Source organism: Geobacillus uzenensis, from assembly GCF_002217665.1.
GTDB classification, from domain to species: domain Bacteria; phylum Bacillota; class Bacilli; order Bacillales; family Anoxybacillaceae; genus Geobacillus; species Geobacillus subterraneus.
Genome location: NZ_NEWL01000006.1, coordinates 260,894 through 278,827, shown reverse-complemented (window position 1 = coordinate 278,827; position 17,934 = coordinate 260,894). Strand labels below are relative to the sequence as shown.

Genomic DNA, 17,934 nt, shown 5'->3' with positions numbered 1-17,934 from the left:
CGCAAAAGATGACGTCACGTCTCCTTGCCGTTCATTGTATTTCGTCGTTACCGTGGCTAGCGCACTCGTTGGCAAGCGCATGAAACTGCCGACCGCTTATTTGCTTGGCCCGATCATCGGGACGGCAGCACTGGTGATCGCTGGGGTGCCTGCACCGGATTTGCCAGCGCCGATATTGGACATCGCGCAAATTACGATGGGGGCTTATCTCGGTTTAACGCTTAAGCCGGCTGACATCAAGGAGAAACGGAAAATGATGCTTGCGGCGGCTGTCACGGGTTTTTCCCTCATTTTGTTTTCTATGGCTGCCGCGTTTGTGCTAACAAGCTTGCACGGCGTCCCTTATTTGACCGCCTTTATCGCTTTGGCGCCGGGCGGCATGGATCAGATGGGGATTTTGGCGCAGGAAGCGCGCGCGAGCCTTGCGATCGTGACGAGTTACCAAATGTTCCGCATTTTTTTCATCCTGTTCGTCGTCCCGCCAGTGCTGAAAAAACTGTTCGCTACCCGCTGGTTTCAACGAATCGAACGTTGGCCAATGCGGCACGGCGGATAAGGATGGCTACGATGGCTATAGCGGCGGAAAAAGTGGGGGCTGTGATAAGTGACAAACATATGCTAAACTAGAAAGAAAAAGGAGCATTCCCGTTAGGAGCTTTTCCGGGGACTTGATCAAAAAAAGCCCTCTTGGTATGATACAGGGGTGTCAACCACATCACTCACCATACCAAGGAGGACTTCAGATGAATTGTACACAAAACTATAAAATTGATCAAGTAACCGAACAAACGCTTGTCGTGGGTATTGATATCGCGAAACGAACCCACTACGCCCGCACCCTAGGTCTGTAAGATATCCACAAAACTGAAAAAGGATGTAAGGGATTTTGTCGAAAAATATTTTTTGGACACCCCTGAGAGGCCGAAAAGCCTTGATAGATCAACATTTCTAGAGGGAGGGGAATCGTGATGAATCAATCGACTGTTTACCGCCCGCACAGCCCGGTCGCCAAGCTGGCGGTTTCATTTCTCGCGGCTTTGGCCGTTGCGACTGCAGGTCTGTACGCCGGGCAATGGGTGCCGGCCGGCCTTTATTTACCGCTTTATGCGCTTGAACTGATTTTGCTTTTGGTGATGATTTTCGCCCGCCGCAAAAAAGCGGTCGGCTATCCGCTCATGTTTGCGTTTATGCTCGTCTCGGGCGCGACGCTCTATCCGCTCATCGGCTATTACATTTCCATCATTGGCGCCGCGGCGGTGTTCAAAGCGTTTGCCCTAGCGGTTGTCTCGTTTACGGGTGTTGCCATTTATGCGGCGAGAACGAAAGAAGATTTTTCGTTCCTCGGCGGATTTTTGATGCTTGGCGCGTTTGCGCTCCTTGGCCTATTGATCATTCAATGGTTCATCCCGTTCTCGAGCGTCGGGCAAATGGGAGTGGCGGCGCTAGGGATTTTGATTTTCCTTGGCTTTACGATTTACGACATCAACCGCTTGGCCCGCTACGGCTTTACGGAAGCGGACATTCCGATGATTGTCGTCAATATTTACCTTGATTTCATCAACTTGTTTGTCTACATTTTGCGTTTTTTCGCCAGCGATGAAGATTGAGCGCCAAAAAAGGGCTGCTTCCCAAAGGAGCAGCCCTTTTTCCGTGATGGTGTCATTAAAGCGGCAAATCGCGTTTGGAAAAAGTGACAATCCCCGCTGTGTAGCTGATAACGCCGATTGCCAATAGCAGACAGGATGGGAGCCATTCCGCTTGACCTTGAGCGATGGCTCCAGGCTCGAAAGCGGCAAAGATCGATCCATATCGGAGCCATTCCGCTTTTTCAGTCAGTTTGCCGATGAGATCCAAGCTGTAAAACAGAACGGTGGCTCCGCCCGATAACGACAGTGCTCGTTTTTCGTCATTGGCTACGGCGCAAAAGAAAAATGAATAGCCGCTAATGGCGAAAAAGAGAAGAAAGCCACTGACATTGATTGCGAGAAATCGTTTTTGGTGCAGAGCATCATTCGTGACTAGCCATGCATCGGCAGCAAAGCCGGCCGCTGCGGAGGTGAGAATGATGGCTGCTAGTCCAGTGAGCAGCACGAGCGCTTGGGTGAAGGCGATGGTCTGCCGGGAATTCGGCGTCGCAAGCAAATATGCCATCGAACCGCGGTCGATGGGCCGAGCCAGCAGTTGATTGGCAGCGGTAACGCAATAAATGGACCCGAGCAAAAGAAACAGCAATCCGTAATATTCTCCGGCGATGAATTCAAGCAAATTGCCCATACCGGTGATGTTGAACGCTTTTAGAAACCCGCTTGGCAGCTGCTGTAAATAATGATTAATGATTTTCGAGTCGGCCAACGATGGATAAAGGGCAGCCACCAGTGCGATGTAAAAGGCAGATCCGGCCGAATAGCCAATGATCGTTTTTGTCTGTGCTTTGAGCATTTGTTTGTATAAGGAGACATTCATTGTTCATCCCTCCGGTGGTCATAGTAATGCATAAAAATATCTTCTAGGCTTTGTGTGCGGAGATCGAGACTTTGCACTTGGTATTGGGCCAGCTCGCGAATGAAGGCATTGTAGTTTCCTTGCACCGCGATGCAAACGCGGCGGCCGTCATGGTGGATGACCTCGAGCGGCGAGGAAAGCAATTGGGCAACCTCCTCTTCACGAGACAACATGACATCGAACAGTTTCCGCTGCATCGATTGCAATTCATGAACATCGTTGACCGCCATCAAGCGGCCGTCTTTCATGATCGCCACCCGGTCGCATGTCCGCTCGATTTCAGGGAAGATGTGCGAAGATAAAAAGATGGTTTTTCCTTTCTGTTTTTCTTCGCGAAGGAGATCGATAAACGTTTGCTGCATCAGCGGGTCGAGGCCGGATGTTGGTTCATCGAGAATGATCACTTCGGGATTATGCATGAGAGCGGCGACAAGGCCGACTTTTTGTTTTGTTCCTTTGGACATTTTCCGGATCGGGAGGCGGGTGTCTAATTGCAACCGTTCAATTAGTTCATCACGATAGCGTGTCGTTTTCATTCGCCGCATCCCGGCGAGCAGGTCAAGCAGTTCCATTCCGGTCATTCCTTCGGGAAAAGCGATTTCACCCGGTAAATAGCCGACCAATGCCTTCACGCGGACGGACTCTCGCCAACAGTCGAATCCATAGATGAAAGCGCGTCCTTTCGTCGGTTTCAGAAATCCAAGCAAGTGCCGGATCGTTGTTGATTTTCCCGCGCCGTTCGGCCCTAAAAATCCGAATACTTCGCCTTGGTGGACGGTGAAGGTGACATCAAAAATGCCCCGACCGTTCGGAAAGACTTTCGTTAACTGTTGCAATTCGATCATGACATGATCTCCCCTAGAGATAAATTTTGAAATATTTATATAAAAACATTTCATTCCTATTATATTTTAAAATTTAAGTGTTTATCAATTAATTTTGTAATTTTTATTTCTATTTTATTAAAATTAAGGGTAGAATGAAGAAAATAAAAGAAAAGCGAGACGGAAGGTGGTTTTTGATGAATGGATTTACCAGGCGGACGGAACAAAAAAAACAGGCGATCAAGCAAACGGTGTTGGAGTTGCTGCGGACGAGCGATCCGCGCGGGATGACGATCCAAATGATCGCCAAGCAGGCTAACGTGTCGCCAGTGACGATTTACAATTATTTCGGGAGCAAGGAACATCTCGTCCGCGAAACGCTTATCGATTATATGATCCGCCAGGTGGAAGAATACGAAGCCTTTTTAAAAGAAGACCGCTCATTTGCAGAAAAAGTGAAATATATCATTTTTCAAAAGAAAAAAGTGTTGGGAGAAATCCAAGTTGACCTCATTCATCGCCTTATAAAGGAGGATGATGAATTTCGCCATTCGGTCGATGTGCTTTACGAAACGCGGGTGCTGCCGCTGGTGATCGAAATGATTCGCGAAGCCCAAGAAAAGGGAGAGATTGCCCCGTACTTATCCATTGATACGCTGCTTTTGTATTTGAACTTATGGCGCGACGTGTCAGAGAAAATCCCTGTTTCTTTGTACAGCGAACGGCTGATTGATGAGCTGCTCCTTCTGTTTTTTTACGGTGTGAAAGGGGAGACGCGGTGAGGCAGGAATCGACAGAGGGTAAGGAGAATAACAAAAAGAACAAAAGGGGGAAAGGAGTCACAGGATGAAATTTGCCGTCAATGTGTCAACGATTTTTACTGAAGTGCCGTTTCTTGCTCGATTCGCGAAGGCGAAGCAGCACGGGTTTTCGCTTGTGGAGTGCCAGTTCCCGTATGCGGCGGCGCCGGAAGCGATGGCTGACGAGTTGGGAGAGCACGGGTTGTCGCTCGTGTTGATCAATTTGCCGGCTGGCGATTGGGAAAAGGGAGAGCGCGGACTCGCGATTTTCCCCGACCGTCATGATGAATTCCGCCGCGCTCTTGAGGACGGTGTGCGTTATGCGCTAAAGCTTGGCGTGCCGCATCTTCATTGCATGGCCGGGATCGTGCCGAAGGAGATGCCGCGCGAGCGGGCGAAGGAAACGTATATGCACCGCATCGACGAAGCGGCTGCCGCGCTTGCGGTTCATGGGCTGACGCTGATGCTTGAACCGATCAATCCGTTCGATATGCCCGGCTACTTTTTAACGGACATTGCGGAAGCAGCGGCGATCATCCGCGATCTCGGCCGGCCGAACATCAAGCTGCAGTATGACATCTATCATATGGCGCGGCTTGGCTTCGATGTGGCGGCCACGTTTGCTGCTTACGAGCCGCTCATTGCCCATGTTCAATTCGCCGATGCCCCCGGGCGGCATGAGCCGGGGACGGGGGCGCTGCCGTATGGCGACATTTTTTCGTTTTTGCAGGAGCGCGGTTACAGCGGGGCGGTCGGGCTCGAGTACATCCCGGCGCGGGAAAGCAGCGAGAGCTTTGCCTGGTATGAAGCATATCGCATGAGAGGAGGTGCAGGACGATGACGAATGTCGGCTTTATCGGGTTGGGCGTGATGGGCTCGCGCATGGCCAGACGCCTGGTGGAAGCGGGATTCAATGTCACGGTGTACAACCGTACGCCAGAAAAAGCGGTTCCGCTTGTCAACCTTGGCGCCCGACAGGCGGCGACAGTGGCAGAACTGGCCGGCGGGGCGGAGGTCATTTGCACATGCTTATCGATGCCGGATGATGTCATCAATGTGTATACAGGGGAAGGCGGCATTCTCGATGCGGCCCGTCCGGGAGCGGTTTGCCTCGATTTTACGACCGTCGGCCCAAAGACGAGCCGGCTTGTGGCCGAATGGGCCCGTCAGCGCGGCGTCTCCTATTTGGATGCGCCGGTCAGCGGCGGGCCGGAAGGGGCGGAACAAGGGACGCTCACGATGATGGTCGGTGGCGATCAAGCAGCATGGGAGCGGGTACGGCCACTTCTGAGCGTGTTAGGAAAAACAGTCGAATATTTAGGGGAAAGCGGCGCCGGCAGTGCGGCGAAAATACTCAATCAATATTTAGTTGCCGTCCATTCCGTCGCCGCGGCGGAAGCGATGGCCGCCGGCGTCGCTTACGGGCTCGACGCCGGGAAGCTGTATCGGCTGCTAAAAGAAAGCTACGGAGACAGCCGGATGCTGCGCCGCCATATGGAGCAGTTCGTGCTGCCGCGTCAATTCGCGCCTGGCGGGGCGGTGAAGTATGTACATAAAGATGTGCGCTTGGCGAATGCGTTCATGAACGAAATCGGCATCAATCGCTGCCTCGGAGCCGAGGCTGAAGAAACGTTTGCGGCGGCGATGGACGCTGGCCTCGCTGATTTGGATATGTCCGCGGTCATCCAACTGTTCGAGCGGCGAGTCGGGGTGACGGTAAAAGAGACGGAATGAACAAAATGATATGGAAATTCAAAAAATTCATTGAAAAAATGGGTCATCAATGATTTAATAGAGGTAGCGGCACCTCCTGCAGGAGGTGAATTTGGCTGAAACGTTGAGCGCGTTTCGCTTTTTTTAAAAATTAAAAAAGAAACGTTGTTTCCTATCGCGAAACAAAGGAGGGGCGACAATGCTCTCGTTGACATGGCTCGATGAGTTAAGCGCTTTCTTGCGTCCAGAACAAATCAAAACAAATGAATCTCCTCACCCGCTTGGCAATAGCGGCGCGGTGACCGTTTACCCGCAGACGGAAGAAGACATCTCCGCGGTGCTCCGTTATGCCGACCATCATGGCAAAAAAGTCGTCGTCACGGGCCGCGGCACGAAACGAGGGTTTGGCGGGCAGCGGGAACAGGCAGATATTTTGCTGTCTTTGGAAAACTATGCCGGCATTGTCGAACACGCGGCCGCCGACATGACCGTCACCGTGAAAGCGGGAACGGTGTTCGGTGATTTGCAGCGCGCGCTTGCCCCGCACCGGCAAAAAGTAGCGTTAGATCCGTTCTGGCCGGATGAAGCGACGATCGGCGGAGTGATTGCCGCGAACGACAGCGGGCCGAAGCGGCTTGGCTACGGATCGGCGCGCGATTCGGTCATCGGGCTGCGCAGCGTGTATCCGGACGGCACGGTCATCCGCTCCGGCGGCAAAGTAGTGAAAAACGTCGCTGGCTATGACATGAACAAACTGTTTATCGGGGCGATGGGGACGCTTGGCGTGCTGAGCGAGATCACGCTGAAGCTCCGGCCGCTCGCGAAATATGAAAGCGTTGTTTTGTTATCGTTCCCAAGCGGCGATGTTCACGAGATTCGCTCGTTCGCCGTTTCGTTCCTTGATACGATGATGGAGCCGGTTTGTTTTGAACTGCTCAACCCGGCGCTTGCCGAGCGGTTGACGGGACGTCCTGTCTATACGCTCGCGATCGGGTTTGAAGACGTGGAAAAGGCCGTCCATTATCAAGAGCAGTGGGTGGAACGCCTCTGTCCGAGGACGGCTGCGATGGCCATTTTAGCCGGTGAGAAGGTGGAAGCTTTTTGGCGGATGTTTTACACGATCGCGCCGAACGGGCGTCTGACAACCGTGGGGGACAGCGTGGAAGCGGCAGTGAAAATCGGCGTCGTTAACTTGGACGTGCTCTCGATCTTGCGGGAAAGCGCGTTAATCGCTGATCGCTGCCACGTTCAAGTCGAAGCGCACGGCGGATTGGGCCATGGGCTTTGTCAGGCGTATGTGCGCGGCAGTAAAGAGGGGGTCGCCGCCGCCATTGAGGAGTTGCGCCAAACAGCGGTCCGCTTGGGCGGCTATGCGGTCGTCAAGCATTTGCCGTTTTCACTGCGCCAGCGCATTGATGTCTGGGGCGGAAAGCCATCATACTTTTTCTTGCTTGAGGGCATCAAACGGAAAGTCGATCCAAACAAAACGGTCAACGATCAGCGCTTTATTGGGGGGATTTAACGATGAGCACAGTGATGAATGAGCGGGCGGACAGCCCGGCGTGTGCGACCGCGAGCCTCGGCAACTATCGTTTTCACGATTTGCCGGACCCGAGCAAGTGGGCTGATTGCGTTCATTGCGGCATGTGTTTAGAATCATGCCCGACGTACGAACAGACGGGTGAAGAACAGCACTCTCCGCGCGGCCGCGTTCATTTGATGAAGTCGGTCGGCGAAGGGAAGCTTGAGTTGACGCCTGATTTGCTCGATCCGATTTTTACGTGCTTGGATTGCCGTGCCTGCACGACGGCTTGCCCGGCTGATGTCGATGTCGGCGGGCTCATTGAACAAGTGCGCGGTCAGCTCCGCCAAGCGGTGCCGCTCACGGGCTGGAAGGCGTTTGTCAGCGACTTTTTCTTAAAAGGGGTGTTCCCGCACCCGTCGCGCCTTGATTGGTTTGGCCGCCTGTTGAAGCTATACCAAAAAAGCGGGCTGCAGACGGTGGCGCGTAAGACCGGGGTGCTGCGGGTCATGCCGGACCATTTGGCTGAGATGGAGGCCATTTTGCCGGAAGTCGGCACGCCGGTACGGAAAAAGTATAAGCGTGAGCCGCTGATTAAGGCCAAAGGGGAAACGAAGCGGACGGTCGCGATCTTGACCGGCTGCGTGATGGACGTGATGTTCTCCGACATTAACGAGGCGACGATCCGCGTGTTGACGCGTAACGGCAACGATGTCGTCATCGTGCCGAACCAGACGTGTTGCGGGGCGCTTCATGTTCATGCCGGCGACCGCGAAACGGGGCGGAAGCTCGCCAAGCAAAACATTGAGGCGTTTCAAGAGGTCGACCATGTCATTGTCAACGCCGCCGGTTGCGGCGCGATGTTGAAGGAATATCCGGAGTTGTTCCGGCATGATCCAACATGGCATGAAAAAGCGGAACAGTTTGCCGCCAAAGTCGAGGATGTGTCCAAATTTTTGCATGACACGGGTTTCAAGCCGCCGAAGGCAGAACTGAACGTGCGCCTCACGTACCATGATGCGTGCCATTTAGCCCACGGTCAAGGCATCCGCCAGGAGCCGCGCGCTGTGATCAACAGCATTCCGGGCGTGGAAATGGTCGCCATGCCGAACGCCGACCGCTGCTGCGGCAGCGCAGGGATTTACAACATCACCCACCCGGAAATGGCGCAAGCGGTGCTGGAGAGCAAAATGCAAAACGTGCCGCAAGATGTGGAACTCATCTCGATGGGCAACCCGGGTTGCATGCTGCAAATGGCGCTTGGCGTCATGAAACACGGGCGGAACCAAAAAATCGTCCATACGGTGCAGCTGCTTGATTGGGCATACCAAAAAGAGGAAGGGAAGGACGTGCGCATATGAGAAAACGGCCCATTGCAACGAACGACCCGCACATTCGGGCGCTCGCCCGCATTGTCGGCGAAACGGCGATTTTGTACCGCAAGGAAGACTTGATCGCCTATGACTGCGACGGCTTTACCGTCCATCGCCATTTGCCGAAGGCAGTCGTATTCCCAAACAGCGCCGAGGAAGTGGCGGCGGTCGTCAAATATTGCCATGAGCACGAACTGCCGTTTCTCGCCCGCGGCGCCGGCACGGGGTTAAGCGGCGGGGCGATTCCGCTAAACGGCGAAGTCGTCATCAGCCTAACGCGGATGAAGCGGCTGTTGCACGTCGATCTCGAAAACCGGCGCGCCGTCGTCGAGCCGGGGTTTGTCAACTTGAAGTTGACGAACTCGGTCGCCCACCGCGGCTATTACTATGCGCCCGATCCGTCAAGCCAATACTGCTGCACGATCGGCGGCAACGTCGCGGAAAACGCCGGCGGCGCCCATTGCTTGAAATATGGGGTGACGACGAACCATATTTTGGGGCTTGAAGTCGTCCTGCCGAACGGCGAAGTGATTGAAATCGGCGCAAACGGCGTCCCCGACCCGCCCGGCTACGATTTGCTCGGGTTGTTGACCGGATCGGAGGGGACGCTTGGCATCGTGACGAAAATTACCGTCCGTCTGCTGAAAAATCCCGAGGCCAAACAGACGGTGCTCGCCTATTTTGACGAAGTGGAAGATGCGAGCCAGACCGTTTCCGACATCATTTCCGCTGGAATCGTGCCGGCGGCGCTGGAGATGATGGACCAGACGGCCATCGAGGCGGTTGAAGCGGCCGCGTTTCCAGTCGGCCATCCGAAAGACATCGCCGCGCTGTTGCTCATTGAAGTGGACGGCATTTCCGCCGGGATTGACGAGCAAATCGACGATATTTTAACGATTTGCCGCCGCCACCATGTGCGCGAAGTGAAAGTCGCCCAGTCAGAGGAAGAGCGGGCCCGCTGGTGGGCGAACCGGAAAACCGGCTTTGGCGCCATGGGGGCGATTTCGCCTGACTATTTAGTGCAAGATGGCGTCATTCCGCGCAGCCGTCTGCCGGAAGTGCTGCGGGAAATCGCCGATATCAGCCGCAAGTATGGACTGAGAATCGCAAACATTTTCCACGCCGGCGACGGCAATTTGCACCCGCTTGTGCTGTTTGATGCGAGCAAGCCTGGGGAGACGGAGCGGGCGCTTGCCGCCGGAAGCGAATGCCTCAAGGCGTGCGCGGCGGTCGGCGGATCAATTACAGGGGAACATGGCGTTGGCATTGAGAAAAAAGAAGAGATGCGCTTCATTTTCACTGATGAGGAAATTTTGGCGCAAACGGCAATCCGCGACGTGTTTAACCCGAAAAACTTGCTCAACGCCGGCAAGCTGTTCCCGACGCCGGGACGTTGTGTAGAGACAAAGATGCCGTCGACAGTGAAATGAAAATTTTTTGAAAACGATTGCCAGTCATTTCGTTTCATGGTATCATCTTTTTAGAGAAATTGAGAAACGATGTTTCGTAATAAGAAACAAGAGAGGGGAAGAGAATAATGGGCGAATACGTACAAAAAGGGAACATCCAAGTCGCCAAAGTGTTGTACGACTTTGTCAACGAGGAGCTTCTGCCGAACAGCGGGTTGGATCAAGACAAGTTTTGGAGCGATTTCGGCGCGCTCATTTCCGACTTGACGCCGCGCAACAAAGAATTGCTCGCCCGCCGCGACGAAATTCAAGAAAAATTGAATGAGTGGCATAAAGCGCATCGCGGCCGCTTTGATTTTAACGAATATAAAGCGTTTTTGACAGACATCGGCTATTTGGAGCCGGAAGTCGAGGACTTTGAGATTACGACCGACAATGTCGATGATGAAATTGCCGTGCAAGCCGGGCCGCAGCTCGTCGTTCCGTTGACGAACGCCCGCTATGCATTAAACGCTGCCAACGCCCGCTGGGGCAGCTTGTATGATGCGTTGTATGGCACGGACGCCATCAGTGAAGAAGACGGCGCCGAGCGCGGTTCATCGTATAACCCGGTTCGCGGAGCGAAAGTCATCGCCTACGGGCGGCAGTTTTTAGATGAAGCGGTGCCGCTGGCGCAATATTCCCATAAAGACGCTGTCCAGTACGCCATTGTTGACGGGCAGCTTGTCGTGACGACAGAAGGCGGGGCGACAACAGGGCTGAAAGAGCCGGAAACATTCGTCGGCTTCCAAGGCGACCCGCAACATCCGACAGCGGTGTTGCTGAAGAACAATGGCCTTCACATTGAAATTCAAATCGACCGCGAGCATGCGGTCGGAAAAACGGATCAAGCCGGGGTCAAAGACATTGTCCTAGAAGCGGCCGTGACGACGATTATGGACGGCGAAGATTCGGTCGCAGCTGTCGATGCCGAGGATAAAGTGGTCGTGTACCGCAACTTGTTTGGTTTGATAAAAGGTGATTTGACAGCGACGTTTGAGAAAAACGGGAAACTGTTGACGCGTGCCTTGAATCCGGACCGCGTATATAAAACGCCGGATGGCGGAGAGCTTGTGCTGCCGGGCCGCTCGCTCATGTTTGTGCGCAACGTCGGCCATCTGATGACAAACAACGCCATTTTGGATGCGAACGGCGAAGAAGTGCATGAAGGGATCATCGATGCGGTGATTACAAGCTTGATTATGAAACATTCGCTGATCGGCAACACGCGTTACTTGAACTCGCGCAAAGGTTCGATTTACATCGTCAAGCCGAAAATGCACGGATCGGCGGAAGTGGCGTTTGCCAACGAGCTGTTTGACCGCGTCGAAGATATGCTCGGCCTCAAGCGGAATACGATTAAAATCGGTGTCATGGATGAGGAGCGGCGGACGTCGCTCAACTTGAAAAACTGCATTTACCAAGTGCGCGACCGCATCATTTTTATCAACACCGGCTTCCTCGACCGGACCGGAGACGAAATTCATACGTCGATGGAAGCGGGGCCGATGCTGCGCAAAAACGAGATGAAATCATCGACTTGGCTGCAGGCGTATGAAAAATCGAACGTCGCCGTTGGGCTTGCCGCCGGCTTCCGCGGCCGGGCGCAAATCGGCAAAGGAATGTGGGCGATGCCGGATTTGATGGCAGAAATGCTGAAGCAAAAAGGAGCGCAGCTCAAAGCAGGCGCCAATACGGCATGGGTGCCGTCGCCGACAGCCGCCACGCTCCATGCGCTCCATTACCATCAGGTGAACGTTGCCGCTGTACAAAACGAGCTGGCTAACGGCCGGAACGATTACCGCGATGACATTTTGCAAATTCCGGTCGTCAACAACCCGCAATGGACGGCGGACGAAATCCAAGAAGAGCTCGACAACAACTGCCAAAGCATTTTAGGTTATGTCGTCCGCTGGATTGACCAAGGGATCGGCTGCTCGAAAGTGCCGGACATCCATAACATCGGACTGATGGAAGACCGGGCGACGCTCCGCATTTCGAGCCAAATTCTCGCCAACTGGCTCCACCACGGCATTTGCACGAAAGAGCAAGTGCTCGAGACGCTGAAGCGAATGGCGAAAGTCGTCGATGAACAAAACGCCGGCGATCCGAACTACCGGCCGATGGCGCCAAACTATGATGATTCGGTGGCATTCCAAGCGGCATGCGATCTCATCTTCCTCGGCTATGAACAGCCAAACGGCTATACGGAGCCGATTTTGCACCGCCGCCGCCATGAGGCGAAAGCGAAGTTTGCCGCCGTTCAGCAATAAGCGACTTGTCGCTCCGGAACAGGGGCTGAGTGCCCTTGTTCCTTCCTACTCATAACAATCAGAAAATTCTAAAAATAATCGGAAAGGAGGCAGCTCCTAGTTGCTACTGGCCGGCTGCAGAACGCGAAGCAGCACAAAGGCGGCATCGATGGGACGAGGTTAGTAGCTAGGGATCGGCTATGGAAAATTTGCGGGAACGAGCATTGTTTGTCCATCGACAGGCAAAAGGAAAACTGTCGGTTGAAGTGAAAGTGCCGGTCGTGAATGCGAATGATTTAAGTGTTATTTATTCGCCGGGAGTGGCCGAACCGTGCAAAGAAATTTATGCCAACGAAGATGAGATGTATGATTATACGATGAAAGGCAATTTCGTCGCCGTTGTTTCAAACGGCACGGCGGTGCTCGGGCTCGGTAACATCGGTGCGCGGGCAGCGCTTCCGGTGATGGAAGGGAAAGCTGCCTTGTTTAAAGCGTTCGCCGGCATTGATGCGGTGCCGATCTGCTTGGACACCGAAGATCCGGAACAAATCATCCAAACCGTCAAGCTGCTCGAGCCAACATTTGGCGGCATCAATTTGGAAGATATTGCCGCTCCTGCCTGTTTTGTCATTGAAGAGCGGCTGCGCCAAGAAATGGCGATCCCAGTGTTTCACGATGATCAGCACGGCACGGCGATCGTCGTCGCCGCTGGGTTGACGAACGCCTTAAAAGTCGTCGGCAAACGGCTCGCCGATTGCCGGGTCGTCATCAACGGCGCCGGCGCTGCCGGGGTGGCGATCGCCAAGCTGCTGTTGACGATCGGGGTCGGTGACCTCATTGTTTGTGACACAAAAGGGGCGATTTATGAAGGGCGCCCACACGGGATGAATGCCATGAAAGAGGAATTGGCGAAACAAACGAATCAGCGCCGCGTCTCTGGAATGCTTGAAGAGGTCATTTCAGGAGCCGATGTGTTTATCGGCGTCTCGGTTGCCGGCGCGCTGACGCCGGCGATGGTTCGGTCGATGAACCGGGGAGCGATCGTATTCGCTTTGGCCAATCCGGTGCCGGAAATCATGCCGGATGAGGCAAAAGCAGCTGGGGCTGCCATCGTGGCGACCGGCCGATCAGACTTGCCGAACCAAGTGAACAATGTGCTGGCGTTCCCGGGCATTTTCCGCGGTGCGCTCGATGTGCGGGCGACGCAAATTAACGAGGCGATGAAAATTGCCGCTGCTGAGGCCATCGCCGGACTCATTCAGCCGGAAGAACTGACCGAGGAGTACGTCATTCCGAACCCGTTCGACCAGCGCGTTGTGTCGGCGGTCGCTTCTGCTGTTGCCGGCGCTGCCATTGAGACCGGGGTGGCCCGAAACAAGGAGAAGTATGAAAGAAAAAATCGTGTAAGAGAGGGGTAACTGTCAATGAAGTTTGCCCGTTTTATCGCCGAGGGCGCCATTCGCGCCGGTGTAGTGAGCGGCGAAGTCATCCGTGAAATTGAAGGCGACATGTTTGCTGCTTGGGATTATACCGGAAACGTATTCCGCTGCGACGGCGTTTCGTTCGTAGCGCCGCTTGTGCCGCGCCATGTAATCGGCATTGGCGCCAACTATGTGGCGGCGCGCGAACAGCTGCCGGCTGAACTGCCGGACATTCCCGTTTTTTTCTTTAAACCGTCTTCATCGGTGATCGGTCCGGAAGCGGATATTGTCATTCCGAACGGAATCAGCGAAGTGAAATTTGAATCCGAGCTGGCTGTCGTCATCGGCAAAGAGGCAAAACAAGTGAGCGAGGACGACGTATGGGCGTACATTTTTGGCTATACGGTCGCCAACGACGTTACTGCGCCGCAATTTTTCCACCCGGATGGCCATTGGACGGTTGGAAAATCGTTCGATACGTTCACGCCGCTCGGTCCGGTTATTGAAACGGAACTCGATCCGCGGTCGGTGGCGGTCAAAGCGCGGGTCAATGGCGAGGAAAAACAAAACAGCCCGACCGAGCTGATGATTATTTCGATCAGCAAAATGATTTCGTATTTATCGTATGTAATGACGCTGCAGCCGGGTGATGTCATTTTAACAGGAAGCCCGGTCGGCGCTGAGTTCGTCGGTCCGGGAACAGTCATTGAGTGCGAAGTCGATGGCATCGGCACGCTCCGCAATACGTTCGTCGCCGCGAAAGCGCCGGCTGTTTCCACTCAACAAAGATAACGTGCTATGTTCCGATGTTTAGAAGCGGCGTGCCCCGGCCTAACGCCCGACGTTATACACTGTGTCTGCAGCGGCGCCTGCAAACGCCCGGCCGTTCGTGTATAATGGCGAGCGGGGAGAACAAATCGAGGTGAACAGAATGGAAAGAGAAAATATCGTCAAATCCGTCAGCCGGGCGCTTCAAATTATTGACATCGTCAGTGCGAAAAAAGATGGACTGGGCGTCACGGAAATCGCTAAACAAATGGACATTAACAAAAGTTCAGTGTACCGCATCTTAACGACGCTCGCCCAATACGGCTATATCGAGCAACATCCGGAAACAGAGCGGTATAAGCTGGGATACAAGTTTTTGGAAATTAGCTCGAAGCTGCTTGATTCGATCGATTTGCGCCAGGAAGCGCGGCCATATTTGCGCCAGCTTGAAAAAGAAACGAACGAAGTTGTCCATCTTGTCGTTTATGACCAAGGGGAAGTCATTTACATTGAAAAATTGGAAGGAACAGAAACGCTGCGCATGCATTCGAAAGTCGGCAAGCGGGCGCCGATGCATTGTACGGCGGTCGGCAAGGCGATTTTAGCTTATTTGCCGCCGGCAGTCGCTGCAAAAATTATTGACCGGAAAGGGTTGCCAAAGCATACCGATTTGACGATCACCGACCGCGAGGCGTTTTTCCGCGAGCTCGACACCGTCCGGCAAAACGGATATGCGCTCGATTTAGAAGAAAATGAATACGGCATCCGTTGTGTGGCTGTGCCGATTTTTGATTACACCGGCAGCGTCGTTGCCGCTGTCAGCGTTTCCGGCCCAACGATCCGTATGACGGACGACCGCATCGCCGGACTCGCTGTGCGCATGCGCCAGATCGGCAAAGAACTCTCCGCGCGGCTTGGCCATCGGCCGGCCCATTCCGTCCAGCTGTAACAGTTGGGCGGTTTTTTTCGTGCAAACAGGCGAACGATGCATGTAAAATAGAAACGAGGTGACTTGCGACGTGAAAAAACAGACGCTTTCCGAATGGATCGAACAGCTCCGCCAAGACCCGAATGTTGCGTATTGGCATGAAATCGAACCGAAAGAAGCCGATACCGTCCCGTTTCCGGCCGAACTCGATGCGCGGCTGCGCGCGGCACTTGAAGCGCGCGGCATCGCCTCGCTTTATACGCACCAGGCGGCGGCGTACGAGGCGGTGCAGCGCGGACAAAACATCGTGGCGGTAACGCCGACCGCTTCTGGAAAAACGCTTTGCTACAATTTGCCTGTTCTTCAGGCGATCGCCAAAGCGCCGGAGAGCCGCGCCCTTTACTTATTTCCGACGAAGGCGCTCGCCCAAGATCAAAAAAATGAATTGAATGAAATGATCACTGAGATGGGCGTGCCGATTTACAGCTATACATATGACGGCGATACAGCGCCGGCGCTGCGGCAAAAAATCCGCCAAGCCGGCCATATTGTCATCACGAATCCGGATATGCTCCACACGGCGATTTTGCCGCATCATACGAAATGGGTTTCACTGTTTGAACAGCTGCGCTACGTCATCATCGATGAACTGCATACGTATCGCGGCGTGTTCGGCAGCCATGTGGCCAACGTCATCCGCCGCTTAAAACGGATATGCGCATTTTATGGCAGCTCCCCTACATTTATTTGTACGTCGGCAACGATCGCCAATCCGCAAGAGCTGGCCGAGCGGCTGACGGGCGAGCCGATGACGCTCATTGACAACAACGGGGCGCCGCGCGGACGGAAACATATCGTATTTTACAACCCGCCGGTCGTCGAGCGGGCGATGAACGTCCGCCAAAGCGCGACAAAAACGGCGGTGGAACTAGCGCGGCAGCTGCTTGTCAATCGCATCCCGACGATTGTCTTCGCCCGCAGCCGCGTCCGTGCTGAACTCATTTTGAGCCATTTGCAAGCGGCGGTGAAGGAACGAATCGGGGAAACGACGATTCGCGGCTATCGCGGCGGCTATTTGCCAAACGAACGGCGCGCCATTGAAAAAGGGCTGCGCAGCGGGGATATTATCGGCGTCGTCAGTACGAACGCGCTCGAGCTCGGCGTCGATATCGGCCAGCTGCAGGCGTGCATTTTGACCGGCTATCCGGGAACGATCGCCAGCACGTGGCAGCAAGCAGGGCGCGCCGGACGGCGTCATGGCGACTCGCTCGTCATCATGGTTGCCAGCTCGAGCCCGCTCGATCAATACATCGTCTCCCATCCGGAATACGTTTTCGCCCGTTCACCGGAGACAGCCCGCATCAATCCGGACAATATGCTCATTCTCGTCGATCATCTGAAATGTGCGGCGTATGAGCTTCCGTTTCGGCGCGGCGAGACGTTCGGCGGCGTTGAGATCGAAGACGTGCTCGATTTTTTGGTCGACCAAGGAGTGCTTCACGAACGGGCCGGGCGCTGGCATTGGATGAGCGACGCCTTTCCGGCGCAAAACATCAGCTTGCGCTCGGCGGCGCAGGAGAACGTGGTGATCATCGATATTTCGAATATCGCGCGCCACCGCGTCATCGGCGAAATGGACCGCTTCAGCGCGATGACTTTGCTCCATGAAGAAGCGATTTATTTGCACGAAGGAACGCAATATCAAGTCGAAAAACTTGATTGGGAAGAGAAAAAAGCGTACGTCCGCCAAGTTGATGTCGAATATTTTACCGATGCCAATTTGGCCGTCCAGCTTGATGTATTGTCTGATGACCGGAGCGAAGAGCGGGGGCTGATGGCGGTGCACTACGGCGATGTATCCGTCCGGGCAATGGCGACGATATTTAAAAAGCTGAAACTGTCGACGTTTGAAAACATCGGCTCAGGACCGATCCACCTCCCGGAAGAAACGCTTCATACGTCAGCAGCATGGTTTGAATGGAAGGAAGTTCCATCAAGGGTTTCCCCGGCATTGTTTGAACAGCTGCTTGTCGGCATCGCCAACGTGCTTGGCCATCTTGTTCCCATCTTTGTCATGTGCGACCGTTCGGACGTTCATGTCGTCCCGCAGCTGAAGGCGCCGCACTCCGGGCGGCCGACGATTTTTCTTTATGACCGCTATCCGGGCGGCATCGGCTTATCGGAAGCTGTATTTGAACGGTATGAGGAAATGCTCGAAAACGTAAAGGAATGGGTGAAGCGCTGCCCGTGCACCGACGGCTGCCCATCATGCATCGGCGTTTCTGAGACGGCAGGGCGGCCGGTGAAACGAGAGCTTATTCAGTTTTTGACCGAACAGCTTGCAGGGGGTTCGCCTGTTTCGCCTCGCTCCTGCGAAGAATGA

At 54.3% G+C, this 17,934-nt stretch carries 14 protein-coding genes and 1 pseudogene; 13 read left to right on the top strand and 2 right to left on the bottom strand.

Features of this window, described 5'->3' with window-relative positions; translation table 11 throughout:
• Nucleotides 1-34: 34 nt before the first annotated feature.
• Together B9L21_RS08840 and B9L21_RS08830 are read left to right on the top strand one after the other, a co-directional pair.
• Nucleotides 35-556: pseudogene (locus tag B9L21_RS08840) on the top strand (AbrB family transcriptional regulator); the annotation flags it as partial.
• 412 nt (nucleotides 557-968) lie between these two features.
• Nucleotides 969-1,607 (top strand): Bax inhibitor-1/YccA family protein, encoded by a 639-nt coding sequence (locus B9L21_RS08830; RefSeq protein WP_063166059.1) that lies wholly within the window; start codon nucleotides 969-971, stop codon nucleotides 1,605-1,607.
• Nucleotides 1,608-1,662: 55 nt separating this feature from the next.
• On the opposite strand, the gene B9L21_RS08825 is transcribed toward B9L21_RS08830, so the two are convergent.
• Nucleotides 1,663-2,463: an ABC transporter permease subunit gene (locus B9L21_RS08825; protein ID WP_063166058.1), complete on the bottom strand. Its 801-nt coding sequence runs from the start codon at nucleotides 2,461-2,463 to the stop codon at nucleotides 1,663-1,665.
• Nucleotides 2,460-3,347 carry an ABC transporter ATP-binding protein gene (locus tag B9L21_RS08820; protein ID WP_063166057.1) on the bottom strand — a complete coding sequence of 296 codons (888 nt, stop codon included), beginning with the start codon at nucleotides 3,345-3,347 and terminating at the stop codon, nucleotides 2,460-2,462. Before B9L21_RS08820 ends, B9L21_RS08825 begins: the two co-directional genes overlap by 4 nt.
• A 176-nt stretch (nucleotides 3,348-3,523) precedes the next feature.
• On the opposite strand from B9L21_RS08820, the gene B9L21_RS08815 reads away from it, so the two are divergent.
• The 11 genes from B9L21_RS08815 (at nucleotide 3,524) to B9L21_RS08765 (ending at nucleotide 17,934) form a co-directional block, all read left to right on the top strand.
• Complete coding sequence (locus tag B9L21_RS08815; protein ID WP_063166056.1) at nucleotides 3,524-4,108, top strand: TetR/AcrR family transcriptional regulator; 585 nt, start codon at nucleotides 3,524-3,526, stop codon at nucleotides 4,106-4,108.
• Nucleotides 4,109-4,172: 64 nt separating this feature from the next.
• Entirely contained in the window at nucleotides 4,173-4,967 is a 795-nt protein-coding gene (gene hyi, locus B9L21_RS08810; protein WP_063166055.1) for a hydroxypyruvate isomerase, read from the top strand.
• Nucleotides 4,964-5,860 carry an NAD(P)-dependent oxidoreductase gene (locus tag B9L21_RS08805; RefSeq protein ID WP_063166054.1) on the top strand — a complete coding sequence of 299 codons (897 nt, stop codon included), beginning with the start codon at nucleotides 4,964-4,966 and terminating at the stop codon, nucleotides 5,858-5,860. The genes hyi and B9L21_RS08805 overlap by 4 nt, the downstream gene beginning before the upstream one ends.
• A gap of 178 nt (nucleotides 5,861-6,038) precedes the next feature.
• The gene (locus tag B9L21_RS08800) at nucleotides 6,039-7,361 is read left to right on the top strand and encodes an FAD-binding oxidoreductase (RefSeq protein ID WP_063166053.1); all 1,323 of its coding nucleotides are present in this window, start codon (nucleotides 6,039-6,041) and stop codon (nucleotides 7,359-7,361) included.
• A gap of 2 nt (nucleotides 7,362-7,363) precedes the next feature.
• The gene (locus B9L21_RS08795) at nucleotides 7,364-8,722 is read left to right on the top strand and encodes a (Fe-S)-binding protein (RefSeq protein WP_063166052.1); all 1,359 of its coding nucleotides are present in this window, start codon (nucleotides 7,364-7,366) and stop codon (nucleotides 8,720-8,722) included.
• A complete protein-coding gene (locus B9L21_RS08790; protein ID WP_063166051.1) occupies nucleotides 8,719-10,164 on the top strand; it encodes an FAD-linked oxidase C-terminal domain-containing protein in 1,446 nt (481 codons plus the stop codon). The genes B9L21_RS08795 and B9L21_RS08790 overlap by 4 nt, the downstream gene beginning before the upstream one ends.
• Before the next feature lie 107 nt (nucleotides 10,165-10,271).
• Nucleotides 10,272-12,455, top strand: a complete 2,184-nt coding sequence (locus B9L21_RS08785; RefSeq protein WP_063166050.1) for a malate synthase G — start codon at nucleotides 10,272-10,274, stop codon at nucleotides 12,453-12,455.
• A 179-nt stretch (nucleotides 12,456-12,634) separates the two neighbouring features.
• On the top strand, nucleotides 12,635-13,852 hold the full coding sequence (locus tag B9L21_RS08780) for an NADP-dependent malic enzyme (protein WP_063166049.1): 1,218 nt from the start codon (nucleotides 12,635-12,637) through the stop codon (nucleotides 13,850-13,852).
• A gap of 6 nt (nucleotides 13,853-13,858) precedes the next feature.
• Complete coding sequence (locus tag B9L21_RS08775; RefSeq protein ID WP_063166048.1) at nucleotides 13,859-14,647, top strand: fumarylacetoacetate hydrolase family protein; 789 nt, start codon at nucleotides 13,859-13,861, stop codon at nucleotides 14,645-14,647.
• Nucleotides 14,648-14,786: 139 nt separating this feature from the next.
• On the top strand, nucleotides 14,787-15,572 hold the full coding sequence (locus B9L21_RS08770) for an IclR family transcriptional regulator (RefSeq protein WP_063166047.1): 786 nt from the start codon (nucleotides 14,787-14,789) through the stop codon (nucleotides 15,570-15,572).
• A gap of 70 nt (nucleotides 15,573-15,642) precedes the next feature.
• Nucleotides 15,643-17,934 (top strand): DEAD/DEAH box helicase, encoded by a 2,292-nt coding sequence (locus B9L21_RS08765; protein ID WP_063166046.1) that lies wholly within the window; start codon nucleotides 15,643-15,645, stop codon nucleotides 17,932-17,934.